The sequence below is a fragment of the Pseudoflavonifractor phocaeensis genome, from assembly GCF_038439875.1.
In the GTDB taxonomy this organism is placed as follows: domain Bacteria; phylum Bacillota; class Clostridia; order Oscillospirales; family Oscillospiraceae; genus Vermiculatibacterium.
Genome location: NZ_JBCDMT010000003.1, coordinates 91,997 through 107,801, shown reverse-complemented (window position 1 = coordinate 107,801; position 15,805 = coordinate 91,997). Strand labels below are relative to the sequence as shown.

At 64.1% G+C, this 15,805-nt stretch carries 15 protein-coding genes and 1 tRNA gene; 12 read left to right on the top strand and 4 right to left on the bottom strand.

Annotation, left to right across the window (positions count from 1 at the left end; all coding sequences use genetic code 11):
- Positions 1–118 precede the first annotated feature (118 nt).
- The 3 genes from AAEU42_RS05190 (at position 119) to AAEU42_RS05180 (ending at position 1,035) form a co-directional block, all read left to right on the top strand.
- Positions 119–192, top strand: a tRNA-Gly gene (locus tag AAEU42_RS05190).
- A gap of 392 nt (positions 193–584) precedes the next feature.
- On the top strand, positions 585–827 hold the full coding sequence (locus tag AAEU42_RS05185; protein WP_342232475.1) for a helix-turn-helix domain-containing protein: 243 nt from the start codon (positions 585–587) through the stop codon (positions 825–827).
- Positions 799–1,035, top strand: coding sequence for a DUF6514 family protein (locus tag AAEU42_RS05180; RefSeq protein ID WP_342232474.1), 237 nt, complete (start codon positions 799–801; stop codon positions 1,033–1,035). Before AAEU42_RS05185 ends, AAEU42_RS05180 begins: the two co-directional genes overlap by 29 nt.
- 50 nt (positions 1,036–1,085) lie before the next feature.
- Here the strand turns inward: AAEU42_RS05180 and AAEU42_RS05175 are convergent, their stop codons facing one another.
- Positions 1,086–3,548 carry an ATP-dependent Clp protease ATP-binding subunit gene (locus AAEU42_RS05175; RefSeq protein WP_342232473.1) on the bottom strand — a complete coding sequence of 821 codons (2,463 nt, stop codon included), beginning with the start codon at positions 3,546–3,548 and terminating at the stop codon, positions 1,086–1,088.
- Positions 3,535–3,684, bottom strand: coding sequence for a hypothetical protein (locus AAEU42_RS05170; RefSeq protein WP_342232472.1), 150 nt, complete (start codon positions 3,682–3,684; stop codon positions 3,535–3,537). Before AAEU42_RS05170 ends, AAEU42_RS05175 begins: the two co-directional genes overlap by 14 nt.
- Positions 3,685–3,878: 194 nt before the next feature.
- Between AAEU42_RS05170 and AAEU42_RS05165 the strand changes: the two genes are divergently transcribed.
- Entirely contained in the window at positions 3,879–4,049 is a 171-nt protein-coding gene (locus AAEU42_RS05165) for a DUF362 domain-containing protein (protein WP_342232471.1), read from the top strand.
- Between the two features lie 112 nt (positions 4,050–4,161).
- Here the strand turns inward: AAEU42_RS05165 and AAEU42_RS05160 are convergent, their stop codons facing one another.
- On the bottom strand, positions 4,162–5,139 hold the full coding sequence (locus AAEU42_RS05160; RefSeq protein WP_342232470.1) for a serine hydrolase domain-containing protein: 978 nt from the start codon (positions 5,137–5,139) through the stop codon (positions 4,162–4,164).
- 205 nt (positions 5,140–5,344) lie between these two features.
- On the opposite strand from AAEU42_RS05160, the gene brnQ reads away from it, so the two are divergent.
- Positions 5,345–6,649: a branched-chain amino acid transport system II carrier protein gene (brnQ, locus tag AAEU42_RS05155; RefSeq protein WP_342232469.1), complete on the top strand. Its 1,305-nt coding sequence runs from the start codon at positions 5,345–5,347 to the stop codon at positions 6,647–6,649.
- Positions 6,650–6,696: 47 nt separating this feature from the next.
- On the opposite strand, the gene AAEU42_RS05150 is transcribed toward brnQ, so the two are convergent.
- Entirely contained in the window at positions 6,697–7,656 is a 960-nt protein-coding gene (locus tag AAEU42_RS05150) for an alpha/beta hydrolase (protein ID WP_342232468.1), read from the bottom strand.
- Between the two features lie 154 nt (positions 7,657–7,810).
- Between AAEU42_RS05150 and AAEU42_RS05145 the strand changes: the two genes are divergently transcribed.
- The 7 genes from AAEU42_RS05145 to argB all read left to right on the top strand — a co-directional run bounded on the left by AAEU42_RS05145 (position 7,811) and on the right by argB (position 15,795).
- On the top strand, positions 7,811–9,103 hold the full coding sequence (locus AAEU42_RS05145) for a hypothetical protein (protein WP_342232467.1): 1,293 nt from the start codon (positions 7,811–7,813) through the stop codon (positions 9,101–9,103).
- Entirely contained in the window at positions 9,104–9,802 is a 699-nt protein-coding gene (locus AAEU42_RS05140) for a DUF6320 domain-containing protein (protein WP_342232466.1), read from the top strand.
- Between the two features lie 195 nt (positions 9,803–9,997).
- On the top strand, positions 9,998–11,212 hold the full coding sequence (locus AAEU42_RS05135) for an argininosuccinate synthase (protein ID WP_342232465.1): 1,215 nt from the start codon (positions 9,998–10,000) through the stop codon (positions 11,210–11,212).
- Between the two features lie 63 nt (positions 11,213–11,275).
- Positions 11,276–12,658: an argininosuccinate lyase gene (argH, locus tag AAEU42_RS05130; protein WP_342232464.1), complete on the top strand. Its 1,383-nt coding sequence runs from the start codon at positions 11,276–11,278 to the stop codon at positions 12,656–12,658.
- Positions 12,655–13,596 carry an N-acetyl-gamma-glutamyl-phosphate reductase gene (gene argC / locus AAEU42_RS05125; RefSeq protein WP_342232463.1) on the top strand — a complete coding sequence of 314 codons (942 nt, stop codon included), beginning with the start codon at positions 12,655–12,657 and terminating at the stop codon, positions 13,594–13,596. The genes argH and argC overlap by 4 nt, the downstream gene beginning before the upstream one ends.
- A gap of 43 nt (positions 13,597–13,639) precedes the next feature.
- Entirely contained in the window at positions 13,640–14,905 is a 1,266-nt protein-coding gene (argJ, locus tag AAEU42_RS05120; protein WP_342232462.1) for a bifunctional glutamate N-acetyltransferase/amino-acid acetyltransferase ArgJ, read from the top strand.
- 35 nt (positions 14,906–14,940) lie between these two features.
- Entirely contained in the window at positions 14,941–15,795 is an 855-nt protein-coding gene (argB, locus tag AAEU42_RS05115) for an acetylglutamate kinase (protein ID WP_342232461.1), read from the top strand.
- The last annotated feature ends 10 nt before the right edge of the window (positions 15,796–15,805 follow it).

Genomic DNA, 15,805 nt, shown 5'->3' with positions numbered 1-15,805 from the left:
GCCCCGGCCCATGTGGGCCGGGGCGCCTCCTTTTGGAAAGAAAACGAAAAAATCTCTTGCATCTTTTTGCAGGATATGCTAAGATATATAAGCCGTTCGGAACGGCGGGAGATCATGCGCAGGTGTAGTTCAATGGCAGAACGTCAGCTTCCCAAGCTGAACACGAGGGTTCGATTCCCTTCACCTGCTCCAATGTGAAAAAGCCCGGAATCATTGATTTTTCAATGGTTCCGGGCTTTTTGCTTTTCTGCTGGCCCACGCTTTCGCAGGAGAAAAGAGGGGGATTTTAGGAGTGTTGGTGCTGAAAAAGGGGCAATACCTTACAAACGGCTGGCGTTGAATGTCTCGGAAGGGCCCCCTCTCCAGGAGAGGGGGCAAGGGCAATTAGGAGATGGCTTTGGGCGACCCTTAAAAGGGGCGAGGGCGCTTCTCTTTGAAGAGCGCTATTTTTTGAACAGCGGCAAAAGAGACTCAAAATCGACACTTTTCGACGAAAAGTCGTAATTTTTTTCATTGCGAACCATATAATCGTGTACTAATTAGTAATATTGGGATAACATTCCTCTGTCGAGGAGAGTGAAACTATGTCGCTGAATGAAGTCTTTTCCCGAAAGGTCCGCCGTGCGAGGGAGAAAAAGGGATATACCCAATCCCAAGTCGCTGAGATGGTCTCCGTTTCCGTCCGCTGGTATCAGGAAATCGAGCGGGGCGGCAATATGCCAAGCGCCAAGGTGCTGCTCCGGCTCCTGATCCTGCTGGAGATCGATCCCATGGAATTTGAGAAGGAGGCGGGCATCAATGACCAGGTTCCGCTATCGTCCCGTTAAACAATTCCTGTCCTCGCCGGAGCTGGGGCCCTATGTGTCTTACGGGATCCACGCGTTCCTCTATACGGACTCGGGCTGCCGGGAATTTGCGCTGCTGTTCGACATCTCCTGCGACGGGGCCTTGGTCACGGACCTGGCCGAGGAGTTCACCCGTCACCAGCTCCACCCGGTCCACCTGATGGATGCGGTCATGGACGCCATCAGCTGAACAGGAAAAGGGCGGGCAGGAACGTTCCTGCCCGCCCTTTTCCTGTTGATTCAGCCCGCCGGAAGGGGGGCGGGGGAGGGGGTGAGACTGACGGCGCCATCCGCTTCCTCCACAGTGAGAGTACTGCCGGGGGGGAGGGCGCCGGAAAGGAGGAGCTCCGCCGCGGGGTCCTCCACCTGGGCGCGGATGGCCCGGCGAAGGGGCCGGGCGCCGTAGTCGGGGTCGAACCCGGCCTTGGCCAGGGCCTCCTCGGCCTGGGCGGTCACCGACAGGGTCACGCCCAGAGGCTCCAGCCGCCCCGAGAGCTGGTCCAGCATCCGCCGGGCGATGGCGGACAGCTCCTCCCGGCCCAGCTGGCGGAAGACCACCGTTTCGTCCAGCCGGTTCAAAAACTCGGGGCGGAAGGTGCGGCGCACGTCCTCCAGCACCGCCCGCTCCACCTGGTCCCGGGGCCGCAGGCCCCCCTCCTCGCTCTGGGCGGAGAAGCCCAGCCGCCCCTTGGCGGTGATGCGCCGGGCCCCCACGTTGGAGGTGAGGATAAGCACGCAGTTGCGGAAGTCGGCCTTCCGGCCCTGGGCATCCGTGATCTGACCGTCCTCCAGGGCTTGGAGAAGGACGCTCCACACGTCCTCGTGGGCCTTCTCGATCTCGTCGAAGAGGACCACGGAATAGGGACGGCGGCGCACCGCCTCGGTGAGCTGGCCTCCCTCCTCGTGGCCCACGTAGCCCGGAGGGGAACCCAGCAGCCGGGAGACGGTGTGCTTTTCCATATACTCCGACATATCGAAGCGGATGAGGGCGTCCTCACTGCCGAAGAGGGCGGCGGCCAGGGCCTTGCACAGCTCGGTCTTGCCCACGCCGGTGGGACCCAGGAAAAGGAAGGAGCCCACCGGGCGGCCCGGCTCCTTCAGCCCCACCCGGCCCCGGCGGACCGCCTGGGCCACCGCCTTTACCGCCGCTTCCTGTCCGATGACCCGGGCGCGGAGGGTGTCCTCCAGGGCCAAAAGCCGCTGGCTCTCGGCCTGGGTGAGGGAGGTGACGGGGATGCCGGTCCAGCCCGAGACCACGGCGGCCACGTGCTCGGCGCTGACCGAGACGGGGGGCCGCCGCTGGAGGAGGGCCGCCTTTTCGTGTTCCAGGTTCCGGCGGAAGTCCCCCTCGGCGTCCCGGTACATGGCGGCGGTCTCGAAGTCCTGGTCCCGGATGGCCTCCTCCTTCCGCTTCCGGGCGTCGGCCACCTTGCCCTCCAGGAGCTTGAGGGCGGGGGGGAGCTCCACCACCGCCAGCCGGGCCCGGCTGGCCGCCTCGTCCATCAGATCCACCGCCTTGTCGGGGAGGCGCCGGTCGGGGAGGTAGCGCACCGACAGGGACACGGCGGAGGAGAGGGCCTCGTCGGTGATGGTGAGGCGGTGATGCCGCTCATACCGGGGCCGCAGACCGGTGAGGATGGATCTGGTGGCCTCCGCCGTAGGCTCGGCCACCGTCACGGGCTGGAAGCGGCGCTCCAGGGCGGCGTCCTTTTCGATATATTTGCGGTATTCCTCGGTGGTGGTGGCCCCCACCACCTGAAGGTCTCCCCGGCCCAGGGCGGGCTTGAGGATATTGGCGGCGTCGATGGCTCCCTCGGCGCTGCCCGCCCCCACGATGGTGTGGAGCTCGTCGAGAAAGAGGATCACGTCTCCCGCCCGGCGGACCTCGGAGAGGATGTTCTTCACCCGCTCCTCAAACTCTCCCCGGTATTTGGTGCCCGCCACCATGGAGGACAGGTCCAGGGACACCAGCCGCTTGGAGCACAGGTCGTCGGGGACCTCCCGGTTGGCGATGGCCAGGGCCAGGGCTTCGGCCACGGCGGTCTTGCCCACGCCGGGCTCCCCGATGAGGGCGGGGTTGTTTTTCCGGCGGCGGGCCAGGATCTCGATGACCCGGTGGACCTCCTTTTCCCGGCCGATGACCGGGTCCAGCTCCCCGGCGGCGGCCAGGGCGGTCAGGTCCCGGGAGAACTGGTCCAGAAGCTTGGTGGAAGAGCCGGGCCGGTCCTCCCGCTCCGGCCGCCGGCGCTCCAGGGGACGGGGGTCGGAGGCGCCGAAGGAGGCGGTCAGATCCCCCAGAAGCCGCCGGGGGTCCTTGCCGGCGGCGATGATGACCCGGCCGGCGGCGCTGTCGCTCTGCCGGAGAAGGCCGGTGAGCAGGTGGCCGGTGTCCGCCCGCTGGGCCTGGCATCTTCTCGCCTCGGACAGGGCCAGTTCCAGGCACTCCTGGCACCGGGGGGTGAGCCCCTGGGTGGGAAGGCCCCCCGCCGCCCCCAGGCCGATGAGGCGCACCAGCGCGCCCCGGAGGGCCTCCGCGGTGAGGCCCGCGGCGGCTAGGGACTTGGCCCCCGGCCCCCGCCCCTCCCGGGCCACGCCCAGCAAAAGGTGCTCGGTCCCCACGTAGCTGTGGCCCAGTTCGGCGGCGCTCTCCTGGGCCAGACGGAGGGCGGTCTCCGCCCCCGCGGTAAATTCAATGGCGCTCATGGGTCTTTTCCCCCTTTTTCTTTGCCTGGGCGTCCCCGCCCCGCCGGGGGTGGCGCCCGCTGCGGGACGCCCCCTCCAGCTCAGGGGTCAGGCTCCCCGCCGCCTCCATCCGAAACGGCCCCGACGGTCGTGCCATACTGCATCTGCTCCTCTCCTGAAACGGTCTCGTTGTAAGTTAGTGGCGGATAACTGCGAAAACGCCCGAAAGCCTGTGCCCGTACAGTTTGCCGCGCTACTAAAAATATACCCAGGGTCGGCGTAAATTAGCATTGCAATTTGAAAAACTTATGTTATAATAGGGTCACATTCAGTGACTTGGAGGTGTAACCAATGGCTTATGTGATTAGCGACGCTTGCGTCAGCTGCGGCGCCTGCGCCGACTCCTGCCCTGTTTCCGCGATCTCTCAGGGCGACACTCAGTACGTGATCGACGCCGGTACCTGCATCGACTGCGGCTCCTGCGCCGGCACCTGCCCCACCGGGGCTATCTCCCAGGGTTGATCTTGGGCGTACATGAATAGCGGCACCGTCTGACGACGGTGCCGCTATTTTTGCGCTCTTTTTCAGTTCCGGGGGCGATGGTGAGAAGGGTTCAAGACCAATGCCCCGGTCATCAGGCTTCGTCAGAGAATAAGGGCTCGATGTGGGTTTGGATCAGGTCGATCCTGTCCCCGGTCTCCGGGGCCATGAGGGAGGTGATGGCGACGGCCAGCCCCTTCTCCCGGTCGGCGTAGATCACGTTTCCCCCGTCCCCCATGGCGGCAAACCCGTGCTCCATGACCCACCAGAGGTAGCCGTAGGGCAGGTTTTGTTCCGCCCAGCGGACCTGTTCCCGGGTGCTCTCCCGGATCCACCGGGCGGATACAAGCTGTGTCCCGTTCCAGCGCCCGCCGTCCAGACAGAGCTGGCCGATTTTGGCCATATCTCCGGCGGTCAAGGTGAGCCCCCAGCCCGCCGTGTTGACGCCCTTGGGATCCGCGACCCAACAGCTGACGCCCGTGCTCTGGTAAAAGGCCATTTGCTCCGCCTGGTCCCGGAAGGTCAGACTGTCCGCCACGGAGATCCCCAGGGGGGAGAAGAGGCGTTCCCTCGCGAAGTCCAGCACAGAACGTCCCGTGGCCCTTGTGAGGATGCCGGAGAGGATATCCGGCCCGACAAGGGGCCGGTAGCGAAAGACCCCGGGGGGTTCTGTCCCTCCCAGCAGAGAGAGGGCGGAGCGGACCCAGTCGCCGCTGGAAAAATACGCCTCGTAGGGCTCTTCCTCATATTGAAACGGTGCGGTCATAGTCAGCAGGTCCCGGAGGGTGACGCCGCGGGCGGTTTCCTGGCCCGGCCCCGGGATATACTCCGGGAAGAAATCCAGTACTTTCTGCTCCACGCCCCGGATCATCCCCTCGTCGATGGCGATGCCGATGAGGAGGGAGAGGACGCTCTTGGTGACGGAGAACACGTGGGTGGGGCTGTCGGCCGTACAGCCGTTGAAATAGCGCTCGTAGCGGACTTCTCCGTTTTTTCGGACCACGATGCCCGTGATGTTGCCGCAATCGTTTCGAATGTGCTGTTCCAACGCTTCGATTTTTGTGGGATCCATAAGATCGCCTCCTATGCTTTCACGATAAGTCAATTAAAAATGAAAGTCAAGAAGTGATTTAAAATATAATAAATAAAGATAAAAATACATATTTGCAATAAAAAAATTCTATTTTTGCAAAAGACACACCGGGGGGCGCCTTGCAAGAAACGCTGCATTTTGGTATACTGACCGACAGTATCATTCAGACGGGAGAGGAAGAGAGATGAAGAGACTGCGGGGTAAGGACCTTTTATTGGTGGGGCTGACCCTCTTTTCCATGTTTTTCGGCGCCGGGAACCTGATTTTTCCGCCCTTTTTGGGGGCCCAGGCGGGGGGGAACACCTGGAGCGCCATGGCGGGGTTCCTCATCTCGGCCATCGGCTTTCCCGTGCTGGGGGTCATCGCCGTGGCCCGGGCCGGAAGCCTGCCCATTCTGGCGGGGCGGGTGGGGCCCCGGTTCGCCACGGGATTCGCCGTGCTCATTTACCTCTCCATCGGCCCCTGTCTGGCCATTCCCCGCACCGCCAGCACCTCTTTTGAGATGGCGGTGACCCCCTTCCTGGCGGCAGAGCAGCTGGCGCTGCTGCCGGTGTTGCAATTCGCCTACTCCCTGCTCTTTTTCGCGGCGGCCCTCCTGTTGGCCCTCCGGCCGGAGAAGCTCAGCGACCGGCTGGGGAAGATCCTGTGCCCCTGCCTGCTGGTCCTCATCGTGGTGGTGTTCGTCGGCTGCGTCATCTCCCCGCCGGGGGGCTATGGCCCGGTCCAGGAGCTCTACACCGCCCACCCCGTGACCCAGGGTTTCCTGGACGGTTATCAGACCATGGACACCATGGCCGCCCTGGCCTTCGGCATCGTCATCCTCCTGAATATCCAGGCCAGGGGGGTGGAGGACGAGAAGGAGGTGGTCCGGGGCACCGTGGGGGCCGGAATCATCGCCGGGGTGGTGCTGCTGGCCGTCTACTCCATGATGGCCCACGTGGGGGCTCTGTCGGGGGATGCCTTTCCCGGCGCCGAGAACGGGGCCCAGGTCCTCACCCGGGTGGTCTCCGCCCTCTTCGGACCGCTGGGGGCCATTATCCTGGCCGCCATCTTTGTTATCGCCTGCTTCAACGTCTGCGTGGGGCTCATCAGCTCCTGCGGCGAGTATTTCCACGGCTTGGTCCCCCGGATCTCCTACCGGGTGTGGGCGGTGATCTTCGCTGTGGTGAGCATGGCCATCGCCAACGCCGGGCTCAACCTGATCCTGAAGGTTTCGGTCCCCATCCTCAGCGCCATTTACCCCGTGGCCATTGTCCTCATCGTCCTGTCCTTTTTCCACCGCTGGCTGAGTCGGTGGATGGCGGTCTATCCCACCGCCATCCTGTGTACCGGTGTGGCCAGCGTGGTCTTTGCCGCGGCGGACTACCTGCCGGAGCTGAAAAATGCCCTGTCGGGGCTGCCCATGGCCAATCTGGGCCTGGGCTGGGTCCTCCCGGCGGCGGCGGGTATCGTTCTGGGGCTTGTGCTGTCCCTGTTCTGGCGGGAGTGAATGATGAAAAGCCCCCGGCGGTCGTCAGACCGCCGGGGGCTTTTTCGTTACAGCTCTTCCAGCAGGAAGCGTCCCACACTCTCCATGGCCTGGTCGGCGGTCTTCATGGGGAACATCTGGAACACGTGCCACATGTCCTTCCATACCTCCAGCCGGCAGGGGACGCCGGCGCGGACCAGCCGGTCCCGCAGGCGGACGGAGTCGGAGTACAAGATCTCGTTGGTGCCTACCTGGATGAGGGCGGGGGGAAAGCGGCTCAAATCCCCGAAGAGGGGAGAGAGGAGGGGGGAGGTCAGGTCGGCCTCCCGGGCGTAGACCTGCCGCACCGCCTGGATATAGTTCATGGTGATCATGGGGTCGATGTCGCGGCGCTGGCCATAGGACTGGCCGCTGGCGGTCATGTCGGTCCAGGGGGACATGAGCACCAGCCGGGCGGGGAGCCGCCGCCCCGCGGCCTTGAGCCGGTGGCAGAGCACCAGCGCCAGGTTGCCCCCGGCGGAGTCCCCGGCCACCACCACGTCCCGGGCCCCGTAGCCCAGGTACATCAGGTAGTCCCAGGCCTTCATGGCGTCGTCGGGGGCGGCGGGGAAGGGGTGCTCGGGGGCCAGGCGGTACTCGAAGCAGAGGACCTCGTACCCGGTGACCTCCGCCAGCTTGGAGGCCAGAGGCCGGGAGTAGCCCAAATTGCCGCTGGTGTAGCCGCCACCGTGGCAGTAGAGGATGACCTTCCGCTTTTCCCAGCACCGGCCGGGCCGGGTCCAGGCGGCGGGCATCCCCTGGAGGTCAAAGGGCTCCCATGCCACCCCCAGCCGGGGGGCCACCAGCCGCCCCAGCAGTTCTTGACCCGCCCGCTGGCGGTCCAGGTCCTCCGGGTCCATGGACTCGGGCGAGGTAGCCGAGTGGACGGCCTTCAAGGCCCGCATCACCGGCTCCAGCCGCCGGTTTTCCGCCATGCGCTTCTGCTCGGTGGTGGGCCGGATCAAATTCATGTGCCGCCGCTCTTCCATGGACGCCTCCTTTTGTTGTGTGGTGAAACTAAGTTTGATGTTCCTGCATTGTATCACGGGGGCGGGGAAAAGTAAAGCGGGTTGCGCCCCGCGCGCCGGAGTGGTAAAATAAACCCAATGTGATGTGAAGACAACAAGGGGAAGGGGGGAGAAGATGGCCAGGAAGAAAAAGCCCGACTGGTACACCCTGGACAACGCGGGCATCCTATACTCTGCCCTCCAAAAGGAGGAGTATTCCGCCGTCTACCGCTTCTCCGCCGTCCTCACCGAGGGGGTGGACCCCGCCGCCCTCCAGCGGGCGGTGGACGAGTGCGTCCCCCGGTTCCCCGGCTTTTCCGTGCGCATCAAGAAGGGGGCCTTCTGGTACTACTTCGAGCCCAACGACGCCCCCGGCCCCTTCGTCCAGCCCGACATCGCCAACCCCTGCCAGCCCATGCGCTTCCAGGAGGACAACGGCTGGCTCATCCGGTTCTACTACTATGAAAAGCGCATCTCCCTGGAGGTCTTCCACGCCCTCTCCGACGGGGCGGGGGCCCTGGTTTTCTTCCGCACGGTGCTGGCCGCCTACTTTCGGGAGGTGGGCCACGACGTGCCCTACTCCGGCCCCGGCCTGCTGGATTTGAGAGAGCCGCCGCTGAAAGAGGAGCGGGAGGACGCCTACGCCCGCTACGCCGGGAAAAAGGTCCTGCGTGGGAGCATGAAGGGGAAGGCCTATCAGAACAAGGGCACGGCGGAGCCCTTCTACACCCTCAACGTCACCATGGGCTTCCTGCCCCTGGACAAGCTGCGCCAGGTGGCGAAGGGCCGGGGGGTGACGGTGACGGAGTATCTCACCGCCGTCCTTCTGAAGGTCCTCATCGACAAGCAGCGCCGGGAGCGGCCGGTGCGGGAGAAGCCGGTGGCCCTGGCCATCCCCATCAACCTGCGGCCCTGGTTCCCCTCGGCCACCCTCCGCAACTTCATCATCACCATCCGCCCCGTCATCGACCCCTCCCTGGGGGACTACCCCTTCGAGGACGTGCTCCACTACGCCCACCACTTCATGCGCCTGGAACAGGACAAGGCCCGGATGCGGGCCACCTTCACGGGGAACGTCCACTTCCAGACCAACAAATTCCTGGGCGTCATGCCGGTGTTCCTGAAAAACCCCGTCATGTCCCTGAGCTACCGCCTGGCGGGGGTCCGGCCCTACTCGGGGACCTACACCAACCCCGGGGCCTTCAAGGTCCCCCACGAGATGACGCCCCTCATCGACCATATGGAGGTTATCCTGGGCCAGGCCACCATGCCCCGGCCCCACTGCGCTTCCATCAGCTACGGCAACACCATGGAGATCACCTTCGCCGGCACCCAGAGGGACGCGGAGACCGAGCGGGACTTTTTCCGCTTCCTGGTCAAGGCCGGCATCCCGGTCAAAGTCACGTCGAATCGAAAGGAGGAGAGGTAAATGTCCTACTGCGTCCACTGCGGGGTGGAGCTGGACCCCACCGCCGGGGCCTGTCCCCTGTGCCAGACCCCCGTCCACGACCCGGCCCAGCCGGTGGATACCGTCTCCCCAAAGCCCTTCCCCACGGACCGGGGCGAGGTGAAGCCGGTGTCCCGGTGGGAGGCCGCCCTCCTCATCTCGGTGCTCCTGGCCTCCATCTCGGTGGCCTGTGGGGTGCTGAACCTCTTCCTGCGGGCGGAGCACGTCTGGTCGCTCTATATCATCGGGGCCGCCGTGATGCTGTGGCTGTGGTTCGTGCCCCCACTGGTGGAGCGCAAGCTCCACCTCCTCCTGCGTCTGGTCATCGACATGGCGGCCATCGCCATCTACGTGCTCCTCATCGCCCTGGCCAACCACGGCCTGGACTGGTACGTGGGGCTGGCCCTGCCCATCATCCTCTCCGGCGGCGCCATTGAGCTGTTTTTGGGCCTCTTTGCCCGGGGCCGGTCCATCCTGACCACCGTCACCCTCTTCATCGGGGCCATCGGGGCCTTCTGCTTCTTCATCGAGCTCTTCGTGGACCGCTATCTGTTCCAGGTCTGGTCGCCCACCTGGTCCCTGGTGGTGCTGGCCATCTGCGCCGCCATCATCGTCCCCCTGGTCATCGTCCGGCGGGTGCCCTCCCTCCGGGAGGAGGCCCGGAGAAGGTTCCACATGTGAAAATGGCTGGGGCGGGCGGAGGCTTCTCCGCCCGCCTTTCTGCATATAATCATAAATATTCATATAATTTTGAATAATATTCAAATACACCGAAAAAAATCCGGCTTACCTAGAATAATTATGCGAATTGCCCCTTGCCTTTTTTGCTTCGCCGTGGTAAACTGTCTCCAACATCAAAAAACGGAGGTCTTTTCCATGGCTGACATCAAAAAAGTGGTGCTCGCCTATTCCGGCGGGCTGGATACGTCCATCATCATCCCCTGGCTGAAGGAGAACTACAACAACCCCGAAATCATCGCCGTCTCCGGCGATGTGGGCCAGGGCACCGAGCTGGACGGGCTGGAGGAGAAGGCCATCAAGACCGGCGCCTCCAAGCTGTACATCGAGGACCTCACCGACGAGATGGTGGACGAGGTCATCATCCCCTCCCTGAAAATGGGCGCCAAATACGAGCAGTACCTTCTGGGCACCGCCTTCGCCCGGCCCATCATCGCCAAGCGGCTCGTCGAGATCGCCAAGAAGGAGGGGGCCGACGCCATCTGCCATGGCTGCACCGGCAAGGGCAACGACCAGGTCCGCTTCGAGCTGGCCATCAAGCGCTTTGCCCCCGAGATGACCATCATCGCCCCCTGGCGGGAATGGGATATCAAGGGCCGGGACGAGGAAATCGACTACGCCGAGGCCCACAACGTCCCCCTGAAAATCTCCCGGGAGACCAACTACTCCAAGGACAAGAACCTCTGGCACCTCTCCCACGAGGGCCTGGACCTGGAGGATCCCGCCAACGAGCCCCTCTACGAGAAGGAGGGCTTCCTGGAGATGGGCGTCAGCCCCGTCACCGCCCCCGACAAGCCCACCTACGTCACCATCGACTTCGTCAAGGGCGTGCCCGTGGCCGTGGACGGGGAGAAGATGAAGGCCAGCGACATCGTGCGCAAGCTCAACGTCTTGGGCGGCGCCAACGGCATCGGCCTTCTGGACATCGTGGAAAACCGCCTCGTGGGCATGAAGGACCGGGGCGTCTACGAGACCCCGGGCGGCACCATCCTCTACCACGCCCACGAGGTGCTGGAGATGATCACCGTGGACAAGGATACCGCCCACATGAAGGCCAAGCTGGCGGTGGACTTCGCGGACCTCGTTTACAACGGCAAGTGGTTCTCCCCCCTGCGGGAGGCCCTCTCCGCCTTTGCCGACGCCACCCAGGAGCACGTCACCGGCACGGTGAAGCTCAAGCTCTACAAGGGCAACATCATCAACGCCGGCGTCACCTCCCCAGAGAGCCTCTACTCCGAAAACCTCGTCACCTTCGAGGAGAGCGACTACGACCAGACCGACTCCAAGGGCTTCATCAACCTCTGGGGCCTGCCTGAGAAGGTCCAGGCGCTGCGGGAGCAGGGCAAGCTGTAAGTTCAAATACAAGGGGCGGGCCGGTCTGGGACCGGCCCGTATCCCATATCAAGGAGCGATTCTATGAAACTCTGGGCAGGCAGATTCCAGAAGGAGACCGACACCCTGGTCAACGACTTCAACTCCTCCATCACCTTCGACGCCCGGCTCTACCGGGAGGACATCGCCGGCTCCATAGCCCACGCCGCCATGCTGGGCAAACAGGGCATCATCGAGCCCCACGAGGCGGAAAAAATTATCGAGGGCCTCCAGGCCATCCTGGCGGACGTGGAGGCCGGGCAGGTGGAGTTCTCCCTGGACAACGAGGACATCCACATGAACATCGAGGCCGAGCTCACCTCCCGCATCGGGGACACGGGCAAGCGCCTCCACACCGCCCGCAGCCGCAACGACCAGGTGGCGGTGGATTTCCGCCTCTACGTGAAAAAGGAGATTTCCAAAATCATCGGCATGGTCCTGAACCTGGAAGGGGTCCTGGTGAAGAAGGCGGAGGAGACCCTGGACGCGGTCATGCCCGGCTATACCCACCTTCAGCGGGCCCAGCCCACCACCCTGGCCCACTACATGATGGCCTACGCCAACATGCTCCGCCGGGACGTGACCCGCCTGGAGGACTGCCTGGAGCGGATGGACGAGTGCCCCCTGGGGGCCGGCGCCCTGGCCACCTCCACCTACCCCGTGGACCGCTTCCAGACCGCCCAGGCCCTGGGCTTTCGCAAGCCCACGGAAAACTCCCTGGACTCGGTGTCCGACCGGGACTTCGCTCTGGAGTTCCTCTCCGCCTGCTCCATCCTCATGATGCACCTCTCCCGCTTCTCCGAGGAGCTGATTTTGTGGTGCTCCTGGGAGTTCAAATTCGTGGAGCTGGACGACGCCTACTCCACCGGCTCCTCCATCATGCCCCAGAAGAAGAACCCCGACGTGGCCGAGCTGGTCCGGGGCAAGACGGGCCGGGTCTACGGCTCCCTCATCACCCTTCTGACGGTGATGAAGGGCCTCCCCCTGGCCTACAACAAGGACATGCAGGAGGACAAGGAGCCGGTCTTCGACGCCATCGACACGGTGGAGATGTGCCTGCCGGTCTTCACCGCCATGCTGGACACCCTCACCGTCCGCCGGGACAACATGCGCAGGGCGGCCTCCGGCGGCTTCATCAACGCCACCGACTGCGCCGACTACCTGGTCAAAAAGGGCCTGCCCTTCCGGGAGGCGTACATGATCGTGGGCCGTCTGGTGCACATGTGCCTCAGGACGGGGGAGACCCTGGACACCCTGCCCCTCAAGGACTTTCGATCAGTCTCCGCCCTCTTCGACGCCGACGTCTATCAGGCCTTGGAACTCAAGACCTGCGTGGGCGGCCGGAAGGTCTACGGCGGTCCCGCCCCGGACGCCGTCCAGGCCCAGATCGACCACATCAAGGACTTTTTGAAGGAGCGGGGGAAATGAGCAAGCCAAAGGTTTTCATTGACGGCCAGGAGGGGACCACCGGCCTTCAGATCCATGACCGGCTGGCCCAGCGGAACGACATCGAGCTGTTGACCATCTCATCTGACAAGCGTAAAGGCTTGACGGAGCGGAAGGCCATTATGGATGCCGCCGACCTGGTGTTTTTCTGCCTTCCCGACGCCGCCGCCAAAGAGGCCGCGGAGCTGGCGGACAATGGGCACACCAAAATCATCGACGCCTCCACCGCCCACCGCACGGCCCCCGGCTGGGTCTACGGATTCCCCGAGCTGCACGGCCAGCGGATGGCTGTGGCCCAGGCCTCCCGGGTGGCCAACCCCGGCTGTCACGCCACCGGCTTTCTGGCGGCGGCGGCCCCCCTGGTGCGGATGCGGGTCCTGCCTCCCGACTACCCTCTGACCTGCTTTTCCCTCACCGGATACTCCGGCGGCGGCAAGAAGATGATTGCCCAGTATGAGGAGGGGGAGAAAGGGGAGGAGCTTTACAGTCCTAGGCTGTATGGCACCACCCTCCAGCACAAGCATCTGCCGGAAATGAAGGTGGTGGCCGGGCTGGAATTGCCCCCTATCTTCTGCCCGGTGGTGGACGACTACTACAAGGGCATGTCCACCACGGTGATGCTCTATAACCGCTATCTGAAGGGCCAGCCCACGGCGGAGGAGCTGCGGCTCATCCTGTACGCCTACTATGCCGGGGAAAAGCTGGTGACAGTGGCCCCCTTCAACGAGGCGGGTGACACTTTGGCGGCCAACACCTTCGCCGGGACGGACAAACTGGAGCTGACGGTGTCGGGCAACCACGACCAGACCATCATCACTGCCCGGTTCGACAACCTGGGCAAGGGGGCCTCCGGCGCGGCGGTGCAGAACATGAACCTGATGCTGGGCCTCCCCGAGACGGCGGGTCTCCAGCTTTCCTGAACGAAAGCCGGGCAAAGAACTTTTATAAAAGGGTGGATGAAGAATGAAGCAGGTTTCAGGCGGCGTCACCGCCGCAAAGGGCTTTACCGCCGGCGGCGTCCGCTGCGGGGTGAAACAGGGCTTGGCCGACGGCAACCAGCCGGTGGTCTCCTCCATGGCCGACTATCTGTCGGGGAAGAAGGACCTGGCCATGATCCTCTCGGAAAAGGAGTGCGTGGCGGCGGCTACCTACACCCTCAACCGGGTGAAAGCGGCTCCCCTTTACATTACCATGGAGCACCTGGAGGACGGGGTGTGTAGGGGCGTCATCGCCAACTCCGGCAACGCCAACGCCTGCGCCCCGGAGGGCCACGAGAACGCCAAAAGGATGTGCGAGGCGGCGGCCAAGGCCACCGGATTGAAGCCCTCCGACTTCGTGGTGGCCTCCACCGGGGTCATCGGCCAGACCTTGAACATCGCCGCCATCGAGAAGGGCGTGCCGGTGCTGGCGGAGCAGCTCAAAAAGGAGGGCGGCTCCGACGACGCGGCCCACGCCATCATGACCACCGACACGGAGAAGAAGGAGTACGCCGTCAGCCTCACCATCGGCGGCAGGACGGTGACCATCGGGGCCATCGCCAAGGGCTCGGGCATGATCCACCCCAACATGGGCACCATGCTCTGCTTCATCACCACCGACTGCGCCATTACCCAGGAAATGCTCCAGGATGCCCTCCACGCCATCGTCCCCCGCACCTTCAACCGGGTGACGGTGGATGGGGACACCTCCACCAACGACATGTGCGTGGTCCTGGCCAACGGCATGGCGGAAAACCCTCTCATCGAGTGGAAGGACGACAACTACACCCTCTTCGCCCAGGCCCTCCACGGGGTGTGCGAGTATATGGCCAAGCATATCGCCGCCGACGGCGAAGGGGCCACCCGCCTGGTGACCTGCACCGTGAAGGACGCCCGCAGCGAGGAGGTGGCCGAGCGCCTTGCCAAGGCGGTGGTGGGCTCGTCCCTTGTCAAGGCGGCCATGTTCGGCGCCGACGCCAACTGGGGCCGGGTCCTGTGCGCCATGGGCTACTCCAAGGCCCCCTTCCGCCCGGAGTACGTGGACGTGCGCTTCACCTCCGACCTGGGGGATATCCTGGTCTGCAAGGACGGCGCCGGGGTGGACTTCGACGAGGAGCGGGCCAAGGCCATCCTCAGCCGGGACGACGTGGAGATCCTGGTGGACCTCCACGAGGGGGATCACACGGTCTCCTGCTGGGGCTGCGACCTGACCTACGACTACGTAAAAATCAACGGGGATTACCGGACCTGAGCGGCGGGCCCGGTCCGGCCAAAGGAGTTTTGAATATGTCCTATACCCACGTGGAGCGGGCCGAGGTGCTGGCGGAGGCCCTTCCGTATATCCAGAAGTTTTACGGCAAGACCATCGTGGTCAAATACGGCGGCAACGCCATGATCTCCGAGGACCTCCGAAAGGCCGTCATCTCCGATATCATCCTGCTGTCCCTGGTGGGCATCCGGGTGGTGGTGGTCCACGGCGGCGGGCCGGAGATCTCCGCCATGCTGAAAAAGATCGGCAAGGAGTCCCGATTCGTGGACGGCCTTCGTTACACCGACGCTGAGACCATGGATATCGTCCAGCAGATCCTCTGCGGCAAGGTGAACAAGGACCTGGTGGCCACCCTGAACCGCACGGGGGGCCGGGCCGTGGGCCTGTGCGGCATGGATGCCGGACTCTTCCAGGCCAGGCGGCTGGACGAGAAATACGGCTTGGTGGGGGAGATCGTCCAGGTGGATCCCCAGCCGGTGGAGGACTGCCTGGGCAACGGCTACGTCCCGGTGGTGTCCACCGTGGCTCAGGGGGTGGACGCGGAGACGGCCTACAACATCAACGCCGATACCGCCGCCGCCAAGCTGGCGGTGGCCCTCCACGCGGAAAAGCTCATCCTCCTCACCGACGTGCGTGGCCTCCTGCGGGACGCCCACGATGAGTACACCCTCATCCACGTGGCCCATCTCCACGAGATCCCCGGCCTTGTGAAGGACGGGGTCATCTCCGGTGGGATGATCCCCAAGGTGGACTGCTGTGTAGAGGCGGTGCGCCAGGGGGTGCCCCGCACCCATATCCTGGACGGCCGCATCCCCCACTCCATTCTGATCGAGATGCTCTCCGACAAGGGCATCGGCACCATGATTCTTTGAGAGAGGTGAA